This is a genomic window from uncultured Acinetobacter sp., assembly GCF_947626835.1.
Lineage (GTDB): Bacteria > Pseudomonadota > Gammaproteobacteria > Pseudomonadales > Moraxellaceae > Acinetobacter.
Map to the genome: position 1 here is coordinate 1 of NZ_CANQTS010000033.1, position 19,971 is coordinate 19,971.

At 42.6% G+C, this 19,971-nt stretch carries 20 protein-coding genes and 4 pseudogenes; 13 read left to right on the forward strand and 11 right to left on the reverse strand.

The window, feature by feature from the left end:
• Positions 1-134 precede the first annotated feature (134 nt).
• The 7 genes from Q0Z55_RS10830 to Q0Z55_RS10860 form a co-directional block, all read right to left on the reverse strand.
• Positions 135-251: a DUF2474 family protein gene (locus tag Q0Z55_RS10830; RefSeq protein WP_081403287.1), complete on the reverse strand. Its 117-nt coding sequence runs from the start codon at positions 249-251 to the stop codon at positions 135-137.
• A gap of 11 nt (positions 252-262) precedes the next feature.
• Positions 263-1,267: a cytochrome d ubiquinol oxidase subunit II gene (gene cydB / locus Q0Z55_RS10835; protein WP_297428360.1), complete on the reverse strand. Its 1,005-nt coding sequence runs from the start codon at positions 1,265-1,267 to the stop codon at positions 263-265.
• The gene (locus tag Q0Z55_RS10840; protein ID WP_297428362.1) at positions 1,260-2,690 is read right to left on the reverse strand and encodes a cytochrome ubiquinol oxidase subunit I; all 1,431 of its coding nucleotides are present in this window, start codon (positions 2,688-2,690) and stop codon (positions 1,260-1,262) included. Before Q0Z55_RS10840 ends, cydB begins: the two co-directional genes overlap by 8 nt.
• Positions 2,691-2,933: 243 nt before the next feature.
• Positions 2,934-3,353 carry a DUF2946 domain-containing protein gene (locus tag Q0Z55_RS10845; RefSeq protein WP_297428426.1) on the reverse strand — a complete coding sequence of 140 codons (420 nt, stop codon included), beginning with the start codon at positions 3,351-3,353 and terminating at the stop codon, positions 2,934-2,936.
• Positions 3,354-3,557: 204 nt separating this feature from the next.
• Positions 3,558-4,430: an MBL fold metallo-hydrolase gene (locus Q0Z55_RS10850; RefSeq protein WP_297428365.1), complete on the reverse strand. Its 873-nt coding sequence runs from the start codon at positions 4,428-4,430 to the stop codon at positions 3,558-3,560.
• A gap of 2 nt (positions 4,431-4,432) precedes the next feature.
• Positions 4,433-4,849 (reverse strand): DUF6691 family protein, encoded by a 417-nt coding sequence (locus tag Q0Z55_RS10855; protein ID WP_297428368.1) that lies wholly within the window; start codon positions 4,847-4,849, stop codon positions 4,433-4,435.
• 1 nt (position 4,850) lies between these two features.
• Positions 4,851-5,267: a YeeE/YedE thiosulfate transporter family protein gene (locus tag Q0Z55_RS10860; protein WP_297428371.1), complete on the reverse strand. Its 417-nt coding sequence runs from the start codon at positions 5,265-5,267 to the stop codon at positions 4,851-4,853.
• Positions 5,268-5,392: 125 nt separating this feature from the next.
• Between Q0Z55_RS10860 and Q0Z55_RS10865 the strand changes: the two genes are divergently transcribed.
• Positions 5,393-5,704, forward strand: coding sequence for a metalloregulator ArsR/SmtB family transcription factor (locus tag Q0Z55_RS10865; protein WP_035268852.1), 312 nt, complete (start codon positions 5,393-5,395; stop codon positions 5,702-5,704).
• Between the two features lie 42 nt (positions 5,705-5,746).
• On the opposite strand, the gene Q0Z55_RS10870 is transcribed toward Q0Z55_RS10865, so the two are convergent.
• From Q0Z55_RS10870 to dsbD, 4 genes are all read right to left on the reverse strand, one after another.
• On the reverse strand, positions 5,747-6,109 hold the full coding sequence (locus Q0Z55_RS10870; RefSeq protein ID WP_297428377.1) for a DUF202 domain-containing protein: 363 nt from the start codon (positions 6,107-6,109) through the stop codon (positions 5,747-5,749).
• Positions 6,110-6,197: 88 nt separating this feature from the next.
• On the reverse strand, positions 6,198-6,950 hold the full coding sequence (dsbG, locus tag Q0Z55_RS10875; RefSeq protein ID WP_297428380.1) for a thiol:disulfide interchange protein DsbG: 753 nt from the start codon (positions 6,948-6,950) through the stop codon (positions 6,198-6,200).
• A 21-nt stretch (positions 6,951-6,971) separates the two neighbouring features.
• A complete protein-coding gene (locus tag Q0Z55_RS10880) occupies positions 6,972-7,814 on the reverse strand; it encodes a TlpA disulfide reductase family protein (protein ID WP_297428383.1) in 843 nt (280 codons plus the stop codon).
• A complete protein-coding gene (gene dsbD / locus Q0Z55_RS10885) occupies positions 7,811-9,736 on the reverse strand; it encodes a protein-disulfide reductase DsbD (protein WP_297428386.1) in 1,926 nt (641 codons plus the stop codon). Before dsbD ends, Q0Z55_RS10880 begins: the two co-directional genes overlap by 4 nt.
• Positions 9,737-9,902: 166 nt before the next feature.
• Here dsbD and Q0Z55_RS10890 point away from each other — a divergent pair, with 166 nt between their 5' ends.
• The 12 genes and pseudogenes from Q0Z55_RS10890 to Q0Z55_RS12420 form a co-directional block, all read left to right on the forward strand.
• The gene (locus Q0Z55_RS10890; protein ID WP_100355932.1) at positions 9,903-10,592 is read left to right on the forward strand and encodes a response regulator transcription factor; all 690 of its coding nucleotides are present in this window, start codon (positions 9,903-9,905) and stop codon (positions 10,590-10,592) included.
• Positions 10,571-11,929 (forward strand): ATP-binding protein, encoded by a 1,359-nt coding sequence (locus tag Q0Z55_RS10895; RefSeq protein WP_297428395.1) that lies wholly within the window; start codon positions 10,571-10,573, stop codon positions 11,927-11,929. The genes Q0Z55_RS10890 and Q0Z55_RS10895 overlap by 22 nt, the downstream gene beginning before the upstream one ends.
• A gap of 317 nt (positions 11,930-12,246) precedes the next feature.
• Positions 12,247-12,615, forward strand: a pseudogene (locus Q0Z55_RS10900) (site-specific integrase); the annotation flags it as partial.
• Positions 12,616-12,696: 81 nt separating this feature from the next.
• The gene (locus Q0Z55_RS10905; RefSeq protein WP_131290353.1) at positions 12,697-13,158 is read left to right on the forward strand and encodes a transposase; all 462 of its coding nucleotides are present in this window, start codon (positions 12,697-12,699) and stop codon (positions 13,156-13,158) included.
• Complete coding sequence (tnpB, locus tag Q0Z55_RS10910) at positions 13,155-13,490, forward strand: IS66 family insertion sequence element accessory protein TnpB (protein WP_297428404.1); 336 nt, start codon at positions 13,155-13,157, stop codon at positions 13,488-13,490. Before Q0Z55_RS10905 ends, tnpB (Q0Z55_RS10910) begins: the two co-directional genes overlap by 4 nt.
• Positions 13,491-13,564: 74 nt before the next feature.
• Positions 13,565-15,200 (forward strand): annotated as a pseudogene (locus tag Q0Z55_RS10915) (IS66 family transposase).
• A 31-nt stretch (positions 15,201-15,231) separates the two neighbouring features.
• A pseudogene (locus Q0Z55_RS10920) lies at positions 15,232-15,552 on the forward strand (IS30 family transposase); the annotation flags it as partial.
• A 320-nt stretch (positions 15,553-15,872) separates the two neighbouring features.
• The gene (locus tag Q0Z55_RS10925) at positions 15,873-17,231 is read left to right on the forward strand and encodes an NAD(P)/FAD-dependent oxidoreductase (protein ID WP_297428407.1); all 1,359 of its coding nucleotides are present in this window, start codon (positions 15,873-15,875) and stop codon (positions 17,229-17,231) included.
• 75 nt (positions 17,232-17,306) lie between these two features.
• Positions 17,307-17,708: a transposase gene (locus Q0Z55_RS10930; protein WP_074382684.1), complete on the forward strand. Its 402-nt coding sequence runs from the start codon at positions 17,307-17,309 to the stop codon at positions 17,706-17,708.
• The gene (tnpB, locus tag Q0Z55_RS10935; RefSeq protein WP_297428414.1) at positions 17,705-18,040 is read left to right on the forward strand and encodes an IS66 family insertion sequence element accessory protein TnpB; all 336 of its coding nucleotides are present in this window, start codon (positions 17,705-17,707) and stop codon (positions 18,038-18,040) included. The genes Q0Z55_RS10930 and tnpB (Q0Z55_RS10935) overlap by 4 nt, the downstream gene beginning before the upstream one ends.
• A 74-nt stretch (positions 18,041-18,114) precedes the next feature.
• The gene (locus tag Q0Z55_RS10940; protein ID WP_297428418.1) at positions 18,115-19,761 is read left to right on the forward strand and encodes an IS66 family transposase; all 1,647 of its coding nucleotides are present in this window, start codon (positions 18,115-18,117) and stop codon (positions 19,759-19,761) included.
• Positions 19,762-19,792: 31 nt separating this feature from the next.
• A pseudogene (locus Q0Z55_RS12420) lies at positions 19,793-19,960 on the forward strand (integrase); the annotation flags it as partial.
• Positions 19,961-19,971: the final 11 nt, after the last annotated feature.

The window sequence follows — 19,971 nt, forward strand, 5'->3', positions numbered from 1 at the left end:
ATTTTGTGTGTAGGCTTCTTCATTTGGAAATTATATCGCTGAAAAAGCCTTTACAGATAGGTTTGTGCAACAAAGCCTATAAAAATTAAAAAATCCATCACCTTGATCGACAAGATGATGGATTTGAAATCATTTTAATTTAACTCATATGCCCATTGAATCAGCAGTCTAAAAAAACCTGCAACAATGGCTAGACTGAGTACGCCACCCAGCCATAGCACAATAAACCACCCTGCTTGATTGAGCTTCATGATGATTCTCCTTAATGATAGCCATCATCGCCGACACGGACTTTATCGCGAAACACCCAATACGATAGTGCGGTATAGAACAAGATAATCGGGATCAATACCAATGCCCCAATCAAGGCAAATAGCTGACTACTTTGTGGTGCAGCAGCCTGCCAAATCGTGACAGACGGTGGAATGATATTTGGCCATAGACTGATGAGGAACCCTGTATAAGCCAACAGCACCAAGGCTAAGGTATAAATAAATGGTGCAAACTCCTGACGTCGTTTACAGGCACGTAATGCCAATACCGTAAACACCAATACTAAAATCGGCACAGGGCTAAAATAATACAGTTGAGGCAAGCTAAACCAACGACTAGCAATGTCTGCATGTACCATTGGGGTATAAATACTGACCGCACCAAAGATCACTAATAAGGCAATAATCAGTTTTGGCATGAGGCTAAACATATGCTCTTGTACCCGTGCATCGGTTTTAAAAATCAACCAACCACAGCCCAAAGTAGCATACAGCACCACCACCGCAATGCCGGTAAACATTGAAAATGGGGTCAACCAATCTAATCCACCACCACTATAAATACCATTAGTGGTTTCAATGCCTTGAATATATGCCCCTAAAATCATGCCTTGGAAAAATGAAGCGAGGATGGAACCCCAAATAAAGGCCTGATCCCATAAGTGTTTAGTTCGATTGGCTTTAAAGCGAAACTCAAATGCCACTCCACGGAAAATCAGCGAAATGACCATTAAGATAATCGGCATATATAGCGCAGAGAGCACAGTCGAATACACCAATGGAAAAGCGGCAAATAAGCCTGCGCCACCTAAGACCATCCACGTTTCATTCCCATCCCAAACCGGTGCGACGGTATTCATCATCACATCACGCTCTTGGCGGTCTTTCGCCAAAGGAAATAAGATGCCAATCCCTAAGTCGAAACCATCGAGCACCACATAAATTAGCACCCCAACGGCAATGATCACCACCCAAATTAAGGATAAATCAATCATGGTTTTTCTCCTGTGGTGCTGCATCTAAGTCTTCATCAATTGTACTCATTGGACGATTCGACGCACGAATCACTTCCCCATCACTATGTGCTTGAGAATGAATAAACTGTGGTCCTTTGCCCATCATTTTCAGCATGTAATAAATCCCAATGCCAAACACAATGCAATACACAATCACAAAGATAATTAAGGTTAAACCGACTTGTTCTGCCGATACCGGTGACAAGGCATCTTTAGTACGCATCACACCATAGATAATCCACGGCTGACGACCGACTTCTGTGGTAAACCATCCCGCAAGTAAGGCAATAAAGCCTGAAGGTCCCATACATAAGGCAAATTTGTGGAGCCATTTCGACTCATAAAATTTCCCAGTTTTACGTAACCATGCACCCATTAGCGCAAGCAGAATCATCAAGACCCCCATACCCACCATGATGCGGAAGCTCCAAAACACCACGAGCGAGTTTGGTCGATCTTCCGGAGCAAATTCTTTTAAGCCTTTCACCTCACCATCTAGCGTGTGCGTCATGATCAGACTACCAAGATTCGGAATCCCAATTGCATACTTGGTTTCTTCAGCTTCCATATCCGGAATACCAAATAAATATAACGGCATGCCATGATCTTTATTGGTTTCCCAATGCCCTTCAATCGCAGCCAATTTGGCAGGTTGATGTTCTAAGGTATTTAGACCATGTAAATCACCGACAAACATTTGCAGTGGCGCAAGCGCTAAGATCATCCACATGGCCATGGAAAATGATTTTTTTACCAAGGCATCACGACGACCTTTGAGTAAATGCCAAGCTGCAGTGGCAGCAACCAATAGACCTGAAACCAAGAAAGCTGCCAATGCCATATGCGCTAAACGGTATGGAAAGGACGGGTTAAAGACAATTGCAAACCAATCTTGCGGCACGATAATGCCATTTTCAAAGGTGAAGCCTTGTGGGGTTTGCATCCAACTGTTGGACGATAAAATCCAAAACATGGAAATACAGGTGCCGATCGCCACCATAAGGGTAGCAAAGAAATGGGTTTTGGGTCCGACCCGCCCCCAACCAAACAACATGATGCCCAAAAAGCCAGCTTCTAAGAAGAATGCACTGAGCACTTCATAACTAAGTAAAGGCCCTGTAACACTCCCGGCAATACGGGAAAATTCACTCCAGTTGGTGCCAAATTGGTAACTCATTACTACGCCAGAGACCACGCCCATCCCGAACGATAATGCAAAAATCTTGATCCAAAATTGGAATAAATCGCGGTACAGAGGGTCATTGGTTCTTAGCCATCGCCACTCTAGAACAGCAAGAAAGCTTGCAAGTCCAATTGAAATGGCAGGAAAAATAATATGAAACGAAACTGTAAAAGCGAATTGAATCCGCGCCAATTCGAGCGCTGTTAAACCTAAATCCATGTCGTCACCTTATTGTGAAATTGTGTGGTGATTGCGGTTCAAACTTAAGTCTAGAACCGAAGACTTGTTTACACTATTGCAAGCCTGTTGAGCTCTGTCAGTAGACTGTATCTCTACGCTTTTTCGACAGACGAACGTATTCTGTCTGCGGTCAACAGACAACAAAAAAATTAAATTCATGTGATTACACTCTATAACGTTAATCTATGAAGTTCGATTAAAAACTTCCATACAAAACCAGTTCTAAAGTGTTAAAGGTGGGGCTCGCCCTTGGGGCAGTAGATAAAGCCTTTGCAGCGAAAAATAGACATGCCGAAAAGCGTCTTGATAAGACGTCAATCGAACCTGAATTCTATCGATAATTTCGTGCAGATTAAAATCAAAAGGAAGGACCACATCACCATAGACTTTACAGTACTGGCATTGGTGGTTTTGCCCATTATGATCATCGTGCTCATGATGATGATCGTGAGTCAGATGATGCACCAGTTCATGATAGGTTTGGTGAATGTGTTGGTGTTTTTCTGGGGACAATAAATTATGTGTAATAGACAGACACACCGGAGCAATTTGAAATTCTTCGGGTAATAGTGGTTGTAAATATACTGCGATTTGCAAAAGTAAGGTCGCAATTGCAAGACACAGTCCACTCTGTCTGAGCAACATATTCTCTCAACGTATACCAACACAAGCAATATGCTTAGAAAAGCAATGCTGGCTTGAAATCCGAGGACTCAAGTCAGCTTTATAGAACTAATATAGCTAAAAAAATACGATCTTAAAAGTGAATATTCACTTTAAAGATATAAATATGAATATTTAAGATAAAGATGTAATCTGCGCATAAATAATTGTAGTTACAATTATTTATGCTTTAAAGAAATTCAATGGCAACTTCAGATAAGAAACGCCATTTGCTTCAGGCTCAGGAAAATGCCCTGCAAGCATATTGATTTGAATCGAAGGCAAAATCAGTTTAGGCATACTCAAGGTAGCATCGCGCTGATTACGCATCTGAACAAATTCAGCCTTAGTGGTGCCTTCATGAATATGAATATTGTGCTGTTTTTGGGTTTGGATATCGGTTTGGCAGTGATATTCATCACGCGTCTTTGGCAAATAATCATGACACAAAAATACGCGAGTCGTTTCTGGCAATTGATACAGGGTTTGCACCGAATCAAACAAGGTGTCTGCACTACCCCGTGGGAAATCACAACGTGCGGTACCATAGTCCGGCATAAACAAAGTATCACCGACAAACACGGCGTCACCCACGACATAACTTAAACATGCCGGCGTATGCCCCGGTGTTGGGATGTTATATGCCTCGAGCTCACCAATATGAAAATATTCATGATCATCAAATATATAATCAAATTGTTGCTGAGCATTAAACTGCTTGATGTCTAGGTTATAAATGGCACTAAAGGTCTCTTGTACCAACGCAATATGATGACTCATGGCAATTTTGCCACCCAATACCGACTTTAAATACTGCGCGGCAGTCAAATGATCGGCATGTACATGGGTTTCTAAAATCCATTCCACTTGCAAATCTTGTGTTTTAACATACGCAATGATTTGATCAGCATGGATCGTTGAGGTGGTTACAGAAGACGCATCATAGTCCAAGACACTGTCAATGATGGCACAGTGCTTGGTCGCTGGATCACTCACCACATAACTAAAGGTATTAGTCGCTTGGTCAAAAAAATCCTGAACAATCGGGCGTTGCATGGTTAAGCTCCTGACCATTTACGGTGAATCAATACACCTGCAAGCATGGCAACAATAAAATACAGCACTTGATAATACCCTAAACCAATTAAAGTGAAACTTGGTGCTGGGCAAACACCAGCAATACCCCAGCCTGCACCAAACATTAACGCACCTGTAATCAGTTTTACATCAATTTTATTGTTACGTGGTAAATCAATCGGTTCATTAAATACTGTGGTTGGCGTACTACTACGCACCGCTTTTTGGAATGGTATAAATGCCACTGTAATTGCGCCTATCATGACAAAAGCAAGACTCGCGTCCCAGTTGCCGAATAGATCTAAAAAGTCAATGACTTTTTGCGGATTAGACATCCCTGAGAACATCAAGCCCACTGAAAAGAGCGAACCAAATACAAAAGCCAAAACGTTTTTCATTTTAGAATGCTCCAATCAAGTGACGAACGATATATACAGTCACAAAGCCTGCGAACATAAAAGTCATGGTGGCAATGATGGAACGTTTAGATAATCGGCTGATCCCACAAATACCGTGACCACTGGTACAACCTGAACCTAAGCGGGTACCAAAACCCACCAGTAAACCAGCAATAATCATCATTATTGGGCTAGCAGACACGATAATCTCTGGTTGTACAAAAAGACCATAAATAAATGGCGTGATGATCAAGCCTGAAAGAAACCACACTGCAGGCGTTTTAAAAATCGTCTGTGGATTCAGTACCTGCGCAATCAAACCACTGATGCCTGCAATACGACCATTCACATACAGATACCCTACTACTGCAATGCCTAACAGGGTACCGCCAAGAAACGCTGTTACAAAATCATGCATAGTTAACGCGCCATAAATAATATTTAAACTTATATTATATAAGTTTGTATATTAATCAAGTCATTTTATGTTATTATCTCGACATACTTTTCTCCCTTTGCTTTTTCTCATTCAGGTTAGACGTTATGAACATCACAATCGATAACTTAAAAATTGAATTTACGCAGGTCGATACCGTTTCCAATTGCTTGAAAGTGTTATCGAATCCTGACCGATTAAAAATTTTATGTGTATTGATCCATGGCGAATTGAATGTTCAGCAAATTGAGGAATGTACCGATATTCATCAGCCGACTCTGTCACAACAATTGACCGTTTTACGGAACAATAAAATTGTCTCGACACGTCGCGAAGGCAAACAAATTTATTATCAATTAGCAGACCCTAAAGTGCTGGGCATTATGCAAACGCTGTATCAATTGTACTGCCAGGAATAAACATTTTTGTGCATGCCCTCTTGTCTGGAAGCTCAGCCAAGTTTAGTAAATCCAAAATGAGATGATCAGTAAAAACCCGGTCAGCATGGTAAATAAATTCAGCCATACGGGATGTTGGGTCTGATAATCCTCAATTAATTCTTGTTCGGTTAATGAGCGCAACCCTCGACGATATTGCAAAATTGAGGCAAAGTTCACCAATAAACCAAACACAATCACGGCAATGCCCAGCCACTGTCCATAGATAATTTTGTGCTGATATTGCTCAGAGTGCAGTAGTTGTAGCAATACATTTGATTTTTCAATCAAAAAACCAAAGGCTATCAGCGCTAAACCACTGCGATTCCATGCCAATGCCGTACGTTCCAAAGCAAACAATACCCGTGCATCTTGTAAATTTGACATTGTGCCCCCTGATGTTTAAGTGGTTGATGTTGAGCTTAGCATGATCTTAGACGGGCTATTGTGTTGGCTTGGTGAGCATCTATTTTACTTATTTTTCAAAGATTTCTTTGAGATCACTCGGCATCCCTTGTGCAGACTGGAAGTTACCCTTGCTATCACGCCAAGCAATGGATGGTGTTGAGAAGAAACCATATTTGCCCATTAAATTTTGGTTAAAATCAATTTTTTCTGCTATCTCTACAGGAATATTTTCTGCTGGTTTAAGGCGCTTTTTGCCACGATTGACATTGATATCATGAAATACCGCTGTTGGATTTTTTGACATCAGTAAAGTTGCCACCTGAGCACGGCTTTCTTCACGAATCACACCCACTTGAACATGACGCAATTGAACCTTGCCTGACTCTACCCAAGGACGTGCTTCTTGCCAAAATTTATGGCAATACGGGCAATTGGGATCTGAGAATACATAGACAATACGTGGCGCATCGGTTTTGCCATCTTGAATCCAGGTTGAATCTTCTAATGTTTTCCATACATTATCTAAAATGGCTTTTTTCATATGCGTTTCAATTTGGCTGTTGGAAAGACTATTTCCTTGGGCATCAAACAACTCGCCTTTGATGTAATACTTGCCATCATTGGAAATAAAAACGGTATTGGAATATTGGTCTTCATGCCCCACCCAACCCGTTAAACCTTCAGGTGCAGGAATTGGTTTGACAAATTGAAAGCCTTCTTTTTCGAGTTGTTTTTTAATGGCATTCGGATTGGCACTGACACCACATGCCACCGTCAACAGTGTTCCGATAAGTAAACTGGTTTTAAGTAAAGTATTCATGATGCATATCCTATGATCAATTTATGGATTCATTTTCTTTAAGTATTGTTGCAACATCGCTTGACTGAGTTCGCCTTGATGACGCGCAATCAACTGACCTTGTGCATTGAAAAATAAGGTAGTGGGTAAACCTAAACTGTTCACTGCTTGTGGCATTTCACCCTGCACATCTAGCAGAACGTGTTTAAAACTGAAGTGATGTTTTGTGAGATAAGCACGGACGGTATCGACCTCTTCCCCTTGATTGAGCATGACAAAATGCACCTCAGGATATTGATCCTGCGCACGCTGTAATACAGGCATTTCACGATGACACGGCGGACACCAACTCGCCCATAAATTCACAACCGTGGGCTGACCTTGAAATTGTTTTAGCGCAATGATTTCTGACGGATCTTGATGGGCAAGCTTCAGACTTGGAAAACTCAAACTTGGATAATGGCTATCTTGATACATGATTTTTTGTACTGTCCATCCTACCCCCATAAGCATGACAAAGATCAGTAATAAAATGGCCTTGGCTTTTTTTGTCATGGCTGAGTTTTTCCACCAAAACCACGCACTTCCTGTCAGCACACCGCCTATTAGATGAAAACCTTTGTCTTGAATTTTCAGCATATCAATGGGCGATGCGAGATAAGACTCCATATTCAATCCAATAAAGATCAAGCGTGCACCGAGTAATCCGATCCAAACACTGCTCCAAATCGAATCTTGGAAACGCTGTTGGATTTCGGTTGACCACTGTGCTTGTTGCCCGATTTTTCGTCCAACCATGGCAGTGATCAGCAAAGCCAACACCAAACATAACAATGCCCATGGCAACATCAAGGGTCCAAGATGCAGTGCTTCATTCGAAATCATGGCGGTGTACCTCGGTTTAATCGGCTCAAGAGTTGCGCTGCACTAAAGGTACCCGTCAAACGTAGATTACGCTGTTCTTGATGCTGTACATCTAAGAAAATCATGGTTGGAGGTCCTAAAATCTGCCAGTCTTTCAGCACAATATCTTGACTTGCTTCATATTCGGTTAAATCGAGTTTGATTCGAGCAACAGCATCTAAAGCTGTTTGTACATCGGCACGAGGTAACACCTCTTTTTCAATCGGCTGACAAGCCACACACCAATCGGCATACACATCTATGAGCACTGCTTGTCCTTTGACTTTATTGAGTGCCTGTTCAAGCTCAGCTTGGGTACGTACTTTTTGCCATGCGACTAATGTTGTGGCTTGTGTCGTATTCAGTTGTGACCATGCTTGCGTGACATACCATCCACCCGATATTGCGGTCGCTAAGCTCATAGCAATCAACAGCAGTTGCATCGGCATTTGCAAAATATGCGGACGTATCTTCCATAAAATGTAAACCGTGATACTAATGCATAAGAGTCCCATCAACATCAAATAAACCACACTCGGCAGTAAAGGACGCAGAAAATACACCGCCAACAACAGCATGACAAAACCGAAAGTGAATTTCAGACGATCCATCCACACGCCCGGTTTGGGTAAGTACTGTGCACCAAACACACAGGCAATCAACAATGGTAAGCCCACACCTAGACCTAGAATAAACAGGTAACTAGCCCCCATCCACGGTTCAGGCAATTGCGCAACAAACAGCAAAGCCCCTGCCAATGGCGCACTCATACAGGGTCCGACGATTAGCGCAGAGATCATGCCCATAATGAATGAACCCCATAAGGTTCCACCTTTTTGTCGTTGTTGCCATTGATCTAAACGCTGTAATACACCTTGTGGTAAAGACAACTGGAATACGCCAAATAAATTCAATGCAAACAGCACGAACATCACGGCAAACACCCCAATAAAGATGGGACTTTGTAACCAACGTTGGAAGTTATAGCCGAGTCCTGCCACAGCTAAACCCATCAAGGCATAAATCAATGCCATTCCGACCACAAAGACACCAGCAATCATGCCGGCACGATAGCCACGATGACGTTGCACTAAAATACTGGATAAGATCGGAATCAATGGTAAGGAACAAGGTAAGAATGCGAGCAATACCCCTAAACCTAAAAAGATGATCAGATTCACTGCAATATTGTCTGTTGAAAGTAAATAAAAGAAGTACTGGTCGTTGTTCCAATCGGCCTGCTTCGTACGCTGTTCAGCATTCGTTATAGTCACAGATTCAGAACTTGCTTGCATCATCAAGGCATCCTCTAGCTCTGGTGCACTGGCTTCGCTAAGTTCTATGAAAGCAGTCACTTCAGAAGAGGGACTTAAGCCATTTTCATCCTCTTTAACTTCTGCTGTATTGGCTGGCGTTACAGCTGTTGCAGTTTCAGTGTTTTTTGCCTGTAGTTCTACTGGTATTGTAGTATTGGGTAACGACGACGATGTAACGGCATCTAATAATTTCTTTTGGGTTGTGCTTTGCTGACTCAGCTTGCTTGCCGGCAGTAAGACATCTGCATCGGTGTGAATGGCAGTACGCTGTACTGGATAACATAAGCCACTTTCGGCACAGCCTTGCCATTCGATTTTATAGCTTTGATTTGGTTGCATAGCGACAGTCGCTTGCACTTGCCCATAATGTACTTCAGTCATGCCGAAATTGGGGTCATCTTTTTGCTGTGGACGAGGCAGTTGCAGTGATAATGCTTTGCCATTTTCAATGACTTTAAGCTGATCATGATATAGATAATATCCATCAGCAATACGCCACGTGAAACTGGCTTGGTCTTGAGCTGTGGATACAGCCTGAAAAGAAAATGCTTGATCAGGGGGTAAAAAATCAGCGGATGCACTTTGCATACTCAAAATGCTGAACATTCCACACAGCCCTGCTAACCCTATACGCATAGATGACCTTAATACCCGACTTAAATCTATTTTGGTTGATTATGCAAAAGCATAAATTAAGGGAGCATTAACAAGATAAATCATTTATAAAATACAGGCAGGAAGTCAGGAAAACGCTATGTTTGTTGTTTTGGTTGAAGATGATCCATATATTGCCTCGAGTATTTGTGCCACTTTGGATTTTTTAAATATTTCAGTAGAACATGTGAGTCATGCGCGTGATGCAGATTATTTTATCCGTCACAGTGCAGTCGATTTATGTTTGCTGGATTTAGGCCTACCGGATCAAGATGGTTTAGACTTACTGCGATCATGGCGCAGAGATCACATTCATGTTCCTGTTTTGGTTTTAACCGCACGATTACAGACCCAGCAATGTGTTGAGGCCTTAAATGTCGGTGCCGATGACTATTTAACCAAGCCCTTTGAACTGGATGAACTAATTGCACGGGTTCATGCACTCACCCGCCGTCACCGCGGTTTTTCATCGAATGTCATTCAATTTGACCACTTAAAGCTCAATAAAGACACTCAAGAAGTCCATTATCAAGATCAAATGATTCAGCTTTCACGACGTGAATACAGTTTGCTTGAAACCTTGATGAGCCATCCAAATCAAGTGCTCAAAAATGAAGTGCTGTTAGATAAGTTATACGGCTTTCAAGATAGCATTGAAAGTAATGCCCTGAATGTCCATATTTATCACTTAAGGCAAAAATTGAATGCGGACTATATTCAGACCATTCGGGGTGTCGGTTATATGTTTAAAATTGCTGAGTCAATTCCATGCAAAAATCACACAGCTTAAAATGGCGCTTGGTCAGCAGTCTTCTGGCTGTGATGATCGGCTTATGGAGTGTGGTGTTTGTTTGGCTGTATATCGACTTACAAAAACGTCTACAGGAGACTCTAGATCAACGTCTACATGCCTCCGCACAAATGGTGGCACGGCTAATTCAACAATTACCACTGCAAAGCTTGGATGAGTCTGCCTTAGCTCAACAACTTCATTCCACAGACCAAGAACAATTGATCGCGTGCGAAGTATCATTATTTAGCTCTGACATCAGTGTAGGACAGCATGTGATTGCCAAAACACGCGGTGCACCGAAAGATTTAAGTCAGCAAGCGATTGGTTTTAGTACTTGGCAACAAGGTGAGACACAATGGCGCAGTTATGTATTGCGTCGCGGTGAGATTCAAGTGGTAGCTGCAGAGCGTATGTTTCTGCGAGAGTCTTTACTGAAACAAATTTTGCAATCGGTCTTAATTCCGCTGACCTTGTCATTATTGTTGTGCATCGGCTTAATTGTTTTGATTATTCGTCGGGAATTTAGAGCCTTGGATCAGGTTGCTAGTCATTTAAGTCAGTCAAATTTATCGCTCAATGAAGCAAGCCAATATCTCACAAGCTTAGATGCCAATACCATGCCCTCAGAGATCTACCCTTTTGTGCAAAATGCGAATCGCTTAGTCCATAAACTGCATCAAAGCCTTGAAAATGAAAAAGTCTTTAGTGCATATGCGGCACATGAATTACGCAGTCCTTTAACTGCAATTAAAACCAATGTGCAATTGGCACAACTGATGGCACAAAATGACGGCAATGCCAAATTGCAACAGCGTTTAGATCAAGCCAATCAAAGTATTCATCGTTATTCTGAATTACTTGAACAATTACTAATGCTGTCGAATACCGATCAATCTTTTGAACAAATCACAGCAAGCATTCAAATTAAACCTGTTGTTGCTCAGGTAATTCATGATTTAGCGCTCATTTATCCTGAAGCAACCTCTAAAATTCAAGTCGATTGGCACAGTCTTGGTGATTTAGCATTACCTGAATTTGTCTTATATGCCGTTGTTAAAAACCTACTTGAAAATGCCTTATTACATGCAAACGCTGATGTGATTGAGGTGAGCATGCAGGAAAATACGTTTTGCATTCAAGATAATGGTACACATTTAAATGCTGAAGATATTCTGTATTTGGGGCAACGTTTCTGGCGCAAGTCAGCACAACAAAAAGGTCATGGTTTAGGGTTGTCTTTGGTCAAGATGATGCTGCAACAATATGCTTACGCCGTCCAATTTGAACCGAATTTACCTACAGGATTAAAGATTACAGTGTTATCTCGAAGATAGTTGAATAAAGTTTCTTATCATTTTTGAGGTGGTGGCAATTTAACTCAGCGATTAACCCTTTAAATTATCAGTATTATTTAAAATTTTATTTACCCTGATTTACCCATATACAATAAAAGAGACCGTGGCATTTGCCACGGCCTCTTTTATTTAACTAAGAAGATTCCCGGCTTTTTCCGCCGCATTCCCTCCAGCAATCAAATGCTGATAAAGATGAGCATCGGCATCTGTCCCTTTGATCATTCGATATTCAATATCACTCATACTCGCGTATTCTTTTGTAGCTTTAGCTTTTGCTAAAACGGTTGGATCTTCAGTTTGAAGAGGTAAATAAGTTAACCAGTAGAAAAATTGCGATTTTTTTAATATGTAGTTTAATCACTGGTTGCCGAAAGAATGAGCTACTTTCATTAAAATGGACAGATGTCGATTTTCGATGGAAAACAGCAAAAGTTAGAGATAAAATTGAAGATGAAGGTCGCCTAATTCCTCTGACGGCATATGTTGAAAGCCTATTTTTAGAACTAAGGAAAAATTCTGATTCTAAATTCATATTTAGCAGTAAGGGTGCTGAATGTGGTCATATTGTCAATCCTTACGATAGCTTAGAGAAAATATGTAAAAAACTAAATATTGAACTTACACCCCATGGATTGAGAAGGTCATATAAAACATTAGCTATATGGTAAGCGTCCGCTGAACCCCACTTTTCTTATTTTCTCAATATCCCGATAGTGTCCATTATTTATTAAATGGACATTATGTTTATGGCCTTAGACACTTTTATAGACACTGAACAAACGACAGAAAGAACCCGCAGAATCTTCGCAACTGATTTTAAACAGCACCTGGTCGAGCTTTGCCTGCAGCCAGACACATCGGTGGCCAAGGTGGCAATGCAACATCAGGTCAATGCCAATCTGCTACATAAATGGATTCGCCAGTCCAGATCAATGGTCCCGGCACTAAAAAGCCCACCCAGTCCACAGACCGACTTTCTTCCCGTCATTCTTCACCCGACTCCAGTCAGACAAGAAGCACCTCTGCCACCTGACGCAACTAAACAAGAAACACCTCCACCACCTGTGCCGGAGAAGAAAGCTACCGCCCATATCAGGATTCCACTGCATGAGGAACAAGGCTCCGTAAGGGATCAGATGATCGAAATCGAATGGCCGGTGGAGTCTGCAACTGAATTACTGTTGCTGATCCAGGGTTTGACTCAATGATCCGCATCGAAGAAATTTGGCTTGCTACCCAACCCATGGACATGCGTGCAGGGATGGATACTGTCATGGCTCAGGTGGTGAGAGCCTTTGGCTACATCAAACCGCATTGCGCTTACCTGTTCTGTAATAAACGTGGCCATCGCATGAAAGTAATGGTGCATGATGGACTGGGCATCTGGCTGTGTGCCCGGCGTTTGGAACAGGGAAAATTTCACTGGGCTCAAGTTCACCAAGGTGAAACCGTGGCCCTCAGCCCGGAACAGTTACAGGCATTAATCCAGGGTTTGCCCTGGCAGAGAATTGGATTGCAGCAAGTGGTGACTATGCTCTAAACCAAGCTCGGCCATTCTGCCATCCTCCAAACGTTCTATTTCATTCTATTCATGACCTCAGGCATACTGCGGTCATGAATACACTGCCTGACTTAAGCCAACTGACCCATGAACAGCTGCTGGAATTCACCAGACAGTTGGCGCTGCAGCATCAACAACTCGCAGAAGATAAACAACAATTAGATGCCAAAGTTCAGCATCTTGAAGTATCCAATCAGCAATTAGATTCTAAAGTTAAATCTCTCTCTATTCTCAATCAAAAATACGAGCATGAACTTGCGCAGTTTAAACGGCATAAGTTCGCCAAGAAGAATGAACACTTAACAGCCAAACAAATCCATCTGTGGGATGAAGCGGTCGAAGAAGATATTGCCGCTGTTGATCTGGAATTAGAACGATTAAATGCAGGTAAAACTGATGCATCCGCGCAGAAAGCCACAGCAAACAAACCTAAACGTCGACCACTGCCAGATCACCTGCCAACCCTCCGTATTGAGCACGAACCTGCCTCAACGCAATGCAGCTGTGGCTGTACATTGCGTCGTATCGGCGAAGATATCAGTGAAAAACTGAATTTCAGGCCGGCACAGTTCTATAAGGAACAACATATCCGTGGTAAATGGGTCTGTGATCAGTGTGACATCCTGACTCAACAAGCGATGCCTGCCCATGTCATTGATAAAGGCATTGCCAGTGCAGAATTGCTGAGTCATGTGCTGGTGTCGAAATATGCTGATCATTTACCCTTGTACCGTCAACGCCAGATTTTTCTACGTGCGGGAATTAATTTATCCAGATCCACTCTGTCAGATTGGGTTGGTCGCTGTGGGGTTGAACTTGAACCCCTGGCAGATGCCTTAAAACATGTAGTGTTGCAACAACAGGGGATGCATGCGGATGAAACGCCAGTAACGGTGATGCAGATCGGTGAGAAAAAGCCGAAAAAGGGTTATGTCTGGGCCTATGCCACCACACAGAATAATCCAGTTCAGGCGGTGATCTATGACTTTCAGGATAGCCGTTCTGGCCAGCATGCTGAAGCCTTCCTGAAAGGCTGGCAGGGTTATCTGGTCTGTGATGATTACAGTGGTTATAAAGCACGCTTTAAATCTGGTCAGATCATTGAAGTGGGCTGCATGGCACATGCACGTCGTAAATTTCATGAACTGCATGTGACCGGGAAAAGTCAGATCGCTGAACAGGCATTAGTGCTGATTCAGAAACTGTATGCCATAGAAGCAGAACTCAGGAAAAAGACCGATGGTACAGCAGAACATCGCTGCGAATACCGACAACAGCATAGTCAACCGGTCATGCAACAACTATATGAATGGCTCAACCAACATCAGCTGACGGTGCCATCGAGTTCTCCAACCCGCCCGGGCGATCAACTACAGCCTAAAACGCTGGCAGGCACTCTGCCGCTATCTGGATGATGGTAATTTACCTATAGATATGAGCAGCATTGCTGCGCAAGGGATCGAAAATCAGATGCGTCCCTGGGCCTTGGGGCGTAAGAACTGGCTGTTTGCTGGCTCGCTGCGCAGTGGTCAGCGAGCGGCGAACATCATGACGCTGATTCAGTCAGCAAAGCTGAATGGGCTTGATCCGTATGCCTATTTAAGTAATGTGCTAAAAAGGCTGCCGACACATAAAGTGACCCAAATAGAAGAATTACTTCCACACCGCTGGAAACCCAACTCAAATTAAAAAATAGCTATGGGGCTCAGCGGACGCTTACTTAGATCGTTTACGGATGAGCCATGCTTATAGTGTTACTTTTGATAATGGTAAGGAATTTGCCGAACACAAAAGAATCACTGATGCCGGCATAGATACGTATTTTGCTGATCCTTACAAGTCTATTCAACGAGCAAGGAATGAAAATACGAATGGTTTAATCCGGCAATATCTGCCAAAATCATCATCGTTTGATGACGTGTCAAACGAACAAATAGAGCAGATAGAATTTGCACTCAACCATCGTCCTAGAAAAACACTAGGTTGGTATACGCCTAGTGAAGTTATGGCTGGTTTTTATACTGTTGCACTTGCCGCTTGAATCCGCCAATATTAATGGAATGACTTTAAATTCACTTTTATAACTAAGCAAAGCCACAATTAATCAGAAATTATGATAAGATCAGCTTTCTTAAAAAATGTGTTTTTTATAAAGATGAATTGCTTAGGTAATTTTTACTGTCTTTAGCACATTTTATTATTTTTTCTTTTTTTTAATTCACATCCTATTTTGAACAGATTTTTAATCGCTCAATTTAGGATTGTATTTGCTTATCTTTATAATGCTTATATTTCAAATCCTAAATTGTGACACTCAAAATTGGAGAGGTAATTAAGAACTCAAAACTAATGGAGATAGCAATGGATCGAATTGCAATTATTGGTGCTGGCCCAAGTGGCATGGCCCAATTAAGAGCGTTTCAGTCAGCAAAGGCCAAAGGTCTACAAGTTCCTGAAATTGTATGTTTCGAAAAACAAAATGATTGGGGCGGGCTATGGAACTATACTTGGCGCACTGGTATAGATGAACATGGGGAACCTGTCCACGGCAGTATGTACCGCTATTTATGGTCAAATGGCCCCAAAGAAGCGCTAGAATTTGCCGATTATACTTTTGATGAACATTTCAAAAAACCAATCGCTTCATATCCGCCACGTGCAGTACTGTGGGATTACATCAAAGGCCGTGCAGAAAAAGCACAGGTCAAAGATTTAGTCCGTTTCAATAGTGCCGTTCAGCATATTGCCTATGATGAAACAACGCAAAAATTCACGGTAGATGTCGAAGATTATGCACAACAACAGCACTATTCAGAACAATTTGATTATGTTGTCGTTGCATCTGGACACTTCTCTACCCCACGTGTTCCTGTTTATGAAGGCTTTGATCAATTCCATGGTCGCATTTTGCACGCACACGACTTCCGTGATGCGCTGGAATTTAAAGGTAAGTCTGTGTTATTGGTTGGCAGCAGCTACTCTGCCGAAGACATTGGTTCACAATGTTATAAATACGGTGCTAAGCAAATTTACAGTTGCTATCGCAGTAAAGCCATGGGTTTTAAATGGCCTAAAAACTGGTCTGAAAAGCCACAATTACTGCGTGTAGATGAAAATACTGCTTATTTTGGTGATGGAACATCTGCCAAAATTGATGCCATTATTTTATGCACAGGCTATTTGCACCACTTCCCATTTATTGAAGATAACCTACGCCTCAGAACACATAACTGCCTTTATCCGCAGGGTTTATATCAGGGTGTGGTGTGGGAAAAGAATCCTCGCTTGTTCTACTTGGGCATGCAAGATCAATGGTACACCTTCAATATGTTCGATGTGCAAGCATGGTTTGTCCGTGATGTGATTTTGGGCAAAATTACTTTACCAAGCACGGCAGAAATGCAGAGCCATACGCAGACCTTACATGAAAAAGAGCAGCGCCTATTGAACGATGAACAATCTGCCCGCTTCCAAGGCGATTACATCAAACGCCTGATTGCGCAGACGGACTATCCATCATTCAATATTGATGCAGTGCATGATATTTTCATGCAATGGAAAAAGCATAAAAAAGAAAACATTATGGGCTTTAGAGATAAAGTCTATCGCTCAGTAATGACTGGAAAAATGGCTAAGCCACATCACACGCCATGGTTATATGCGCTAGATGATTCTTTAGAAAGCTATTTGGAAGATGAAGCGCAGCGTGGAGCGATGTAAGGCTTAATCACAAAAAGCCACACAATACGCAGCAAAATAGCCAACAAGCCCCATAAGTTATGGTCATGGGGTTTGTTGTTTGGACTGCCACCACTCTCCGAGACAAATAAGGCCGTACAGCCTTTACGACGTAACAACCCTGATGAACATGAACCTCTCGAAGCAAAGAAAGAAATCCTTTGCCTTAAAGCACCGAACGTTTCAATTGCTTCGGTCGCTTTGCAACATGGATTGAATACAAATCTTGTATCCAAATGGATTCGCTTAATTGATGGTAAGCCAGGGAATGATCGCTCACCACTACCGAATAAACCTGCATTTATTGCCTTATCTTGCTCTGCACCATTAGATCCTACTCCTACTGACATGTTAACGGTTCAAATTACTTTACCCCACTCAAAAGCAGAAATTGGCTTGAAATGGCAAGTATCAGAAATATCTGCTTTAGCAGAATTACTCAAGGCACTTGCAACATGATCCATATCGATGAAATCTGGCTCTCTACCCAGCCGATGGACATGCGTGCGGGTATGGATACTGCCATGGCTCAGGTGCTGAGAGCCTTTGGCTACATCAAACCGCATTGCGCCTACCTGTTCTGTAATAAGCGTGGCCATCGCATGAAAGTGCTGGTGCATGATGGATTGGGTATCTGGCTGTGTGCCCGGCGGCTGGAACAGGGGAAATTCCACTGGGCTAAAGTTCACCAGGGTGAAAGTATGGCGATCAGCCCGGAGCAGTTACAGGCACTGATCCAGGGTTTACCCTGGCAAAGAATCGGACTGCAGCAAGTGGTAACAATGCTCTAAACCAGGCTCATCCATTCTGCTATTCTCCAAACGTTCTATTTCCTCTGCATCATGACCTCAGGCATACTGCGGTCATGAATACGCTGCCTGATTTAAGCCAACTGACCCATGAACAACTGCTGGAATTTACCAGACAGTTGGCGATGCAGCATCAGTCTCTGGCACAATCTAAACAACAACTGGAACAATCAAATCAGCAATTAGATGCCAGAGTTCAACATCTTGAAGTCACCAATCAGCAATTAGATTCTAAAGTTCAACATCTTTCTATTCTCAATCAAAAATACGAGCATGAACTGGCGCTGTTTAAACAGCACAAATTCGGCAATAAAAATGAACATCTCACCGCAAAACAAATCCATCTCTGGGATGAAGCGGTTGAAGAAGATATTGCAGCGGTTGATCTGGAACTGGAACGACTGAATGTAGATAAAACCAATGCAGCTGCACAGAAAGCCCCAGTCAACAAACCTAAACGTCGGCTGTTGCCAGATCATCTACACACCCTCCGTATTGAGCATGAACCTGAATCAACACAATGCAGTTGTGGCTGTACCTTGCGTCGTATCGGTGAAGATGTCAGTGAAAAACTGAATTTCAGACCGGCACAGTTCTATAAGGAACAGCATGTGCGTGGTAAATGGGTCTGTGATCAGTGTGACACTCTGACTCAGCAAGCGATGCCAGCCTATGTGATTGATAAAGGCATTGCTTCACCTGAATTGCTTAGCCATGTGCTGGTGTCAAAGTATGCCGATCATTTGCCTTTGTACCGTCAACGTCAAATCTTTCTACGCGCAGGTGTTGATCTGTCTAGATCAACGTTATCTGACTGGATTGGCCGCTGTGGGGTGGAACTGGAACCTCTGGCCAATGCCTTAAAACAGGTGGTACTGCAACAGCAGGTGATCCATGCAGATGAAACACCGGTGACGGTCATGCAGATGGGTGAAAATGAGAAAAAGCCCAAAAAAGGTTATGTCTGGGCCTATGCCAGCACACAGTACAATCCAGTTCAGGCAGTGATCTATGACTTTCAAGATAGCCGTTCTGGCCAGCATGCTGAAGACTTCCTGAAAGGCTGGCAGGGTCATTTGGTCTGTGATGATTACAGTGGTTATAAAGCACGCTTTAGATCAGGTCAGGTCATTGAGGTGGGCTGCATGGCACATGCACGTCGTAAATTCCATGAACTACATGTGACCAAGAAAAGTCAGGTCGCTGAACAGGCATTAGTGCTGATTCAGAAACTGTATGCTATAGAAGCAGAACTCAGGAAAAAGATTGATGGTACGGCAGAACAACGCCGGGAATACCGACAACAGTATAGTCAACCAGTGATGCAACAACTGTATGAATGGCTTAACCAACATTATCTGACGGTGCCGTCGAGTTCTCCAATCGCCAAGGCTATTCATTATACGCTGAAGCGTTGGCCAGCCTTAAGCCGCTATCTGGATGATGGCAATCTACCTATTTGCAATAACTGGGTCGAGAACCAAATGCGACCTTGGGCGTTAGGACGCAAGAACTGGCTGTTTGCGGGCTCGCTGCGTAGTGGTCAACGAGCTGCCAATATCATGACTTTAATCCAGTCAGCAAAGCTGAATGGACTGGATCCGTATGCTTATTTAAGTGATGTGCTGAAAAGGTTACCGACACATAAAGTGACTCAAATAGAAGAATTACTGCCACACTGCTGGAAACCTGAACCGAATTAAAAAATAGCGATGGGGTTTAGCGGACGCTTACGCTATATGGGCAAAAATCAATGAAGGATCTTTAGCACAGATTTCAGGACACAAGCCTAGTGCTTTAGTTGAAATACACTACATTGTACGACCGATGGATATGCTACGAGAAACGCTACAAGAATATGAGGATTGGATTTTGCAGCAAGTGCAAAATAGCATTAATTGAAATACCCTCCC

What these genes read in the sequence shown, in the direction of transcription:
- Q0Z55_RS10830 (WP_081403287.1), bottom strand. Translation starts at nt 251, where the DNA reads ATGAAGCTCAATCAAGCAGGGTGGTTTATTGTGCTATGGCTGGGTGGC.
- cydB (WP_297428360.1), bottom strand. Translation starts at nt 1,267, where the DNA reads ATGATTGATTTATCCTTAATTTGGGTGGTGATCATTGCCGTTGGGGTG.
- Q0Z55_RS10840 (WP_297428362.1), bottom strand. Translation starts at nt 2,690, where the DNA reads ATGGATTTAGGTTTAACAGCGCTCGAATTGGCGCGGATTCAATTCGCT.
- Q0Z55_RS10850 (WP_297428365.1), bottom strand. Translation starts at nt 4,430, where the DNA reads ATGCAACGCCCGATTGTTCAGGATTTTTTTGACCAAGCGACTAATACC.
- Q0Z55_RS10855 (WP_297428368.1), bottom strand. Translation starts at nt 4,849, where the DNA reads ATGAAAAACGTTTTGGCTTTTGTATTTGGTTCGCTCTTTTCAGTGGGC.
- Q0Z55_RS10860 (WP_297428371.1), bottom strand. Translation starts at nt 5,267, where the DNA reads ATGCATGATTTTGTAACAGCGTTTCTTGGCGGTACCCTGTTAGGCATT.
- Q0Z55_RS10865 (WP_035268852.1), top strand. Translation starts at nt 5,393, where the DNA reads ATGAACATCACAATCGATAACTTAAAAATTGAATTTACGCAGGTCGAT.
- Q0Z55_RS10870 (WP_297428377.1), bottom strand. Translation starts at nt 6,109, where the DNA reads ATGTCAAATTTACAAGATGCACGGGTATTGTTTGCTTTGGAACGTACG.
- dsbG (WP_297428380.1), bottom strand. Translation starts at nt 6,950, where the DNA reads ATGAATACTTTACTTAAAACCAGTTTACTTATCGGAACACTGTTGACG.
- Q0Z55_RS10880 (WP_297428383.1), bottom strand. Translation starts at nt 7,814, where the DNA reads ATGATTTCGAATGAAGCACTGCATCTTGGACCCTTGATGTTGCCATGG.
- dsbD (WP_297428386.1), bottom strand. Translation starts at nt 9,736, where the DNA reads ATGCAAAGTGCATCCGCTGATTTTTTACCCCCTGATCAAGCATTTTCT.
- Q0Z55_RS10890 (WP_100355932.1), top strand. Translation starts at nt 9,903, where the DNA reads ATGTTTGTTGTTTTGGTTGAAGATGATCCATATATTGCCTCGAGTATT.
- Q0Z55_RS10895 (WP_297428395.1), top strand. Translation starts at nt 10,571, where the DNA reads ATGCAAAAATCACACAGCTTAAAATGGCGCTTGGTCAGCAGTCTTCTG.
- Q0Z55_RS10905 (WP_131290353.1), top strand. Translation starts at nt 12,697, where the DNA reads ATGGCCTTAGACACTTTTATAGACACTGAACAAACGACAGAAAGAACC.
- tnpB (WP_297428404.1), top strand. Translation starts at nt 13,155, where the DNA reads ATGATCCGCATCGAAGAAATTTGGCTTGCTACCCAACCCATGGACATG.
- Q0Z55_RS10925 (WP_297428407.1), top strand. Translation starts at nt 15,873, where the DNA reads ATGGATCGAATTGCAATTATTGGTGCTGGCCCAAGTGGCATGGCCCAA.
- tnpB (WP_297428414.1), top strand. Translation starts at nt 17,705, where the DNA reads ATGATCCATATCGATGAAATCTGGCTCTCTACCCAGCCGATGGACATG.
- Q0Z55_RS10940 (WP_297428418.1), top strand. Translation starts at nt 18,115, where the DNA reads ATGAATACGCTGCCTGATTTAAGCCAACTGACCCATGAACAACTGCTG.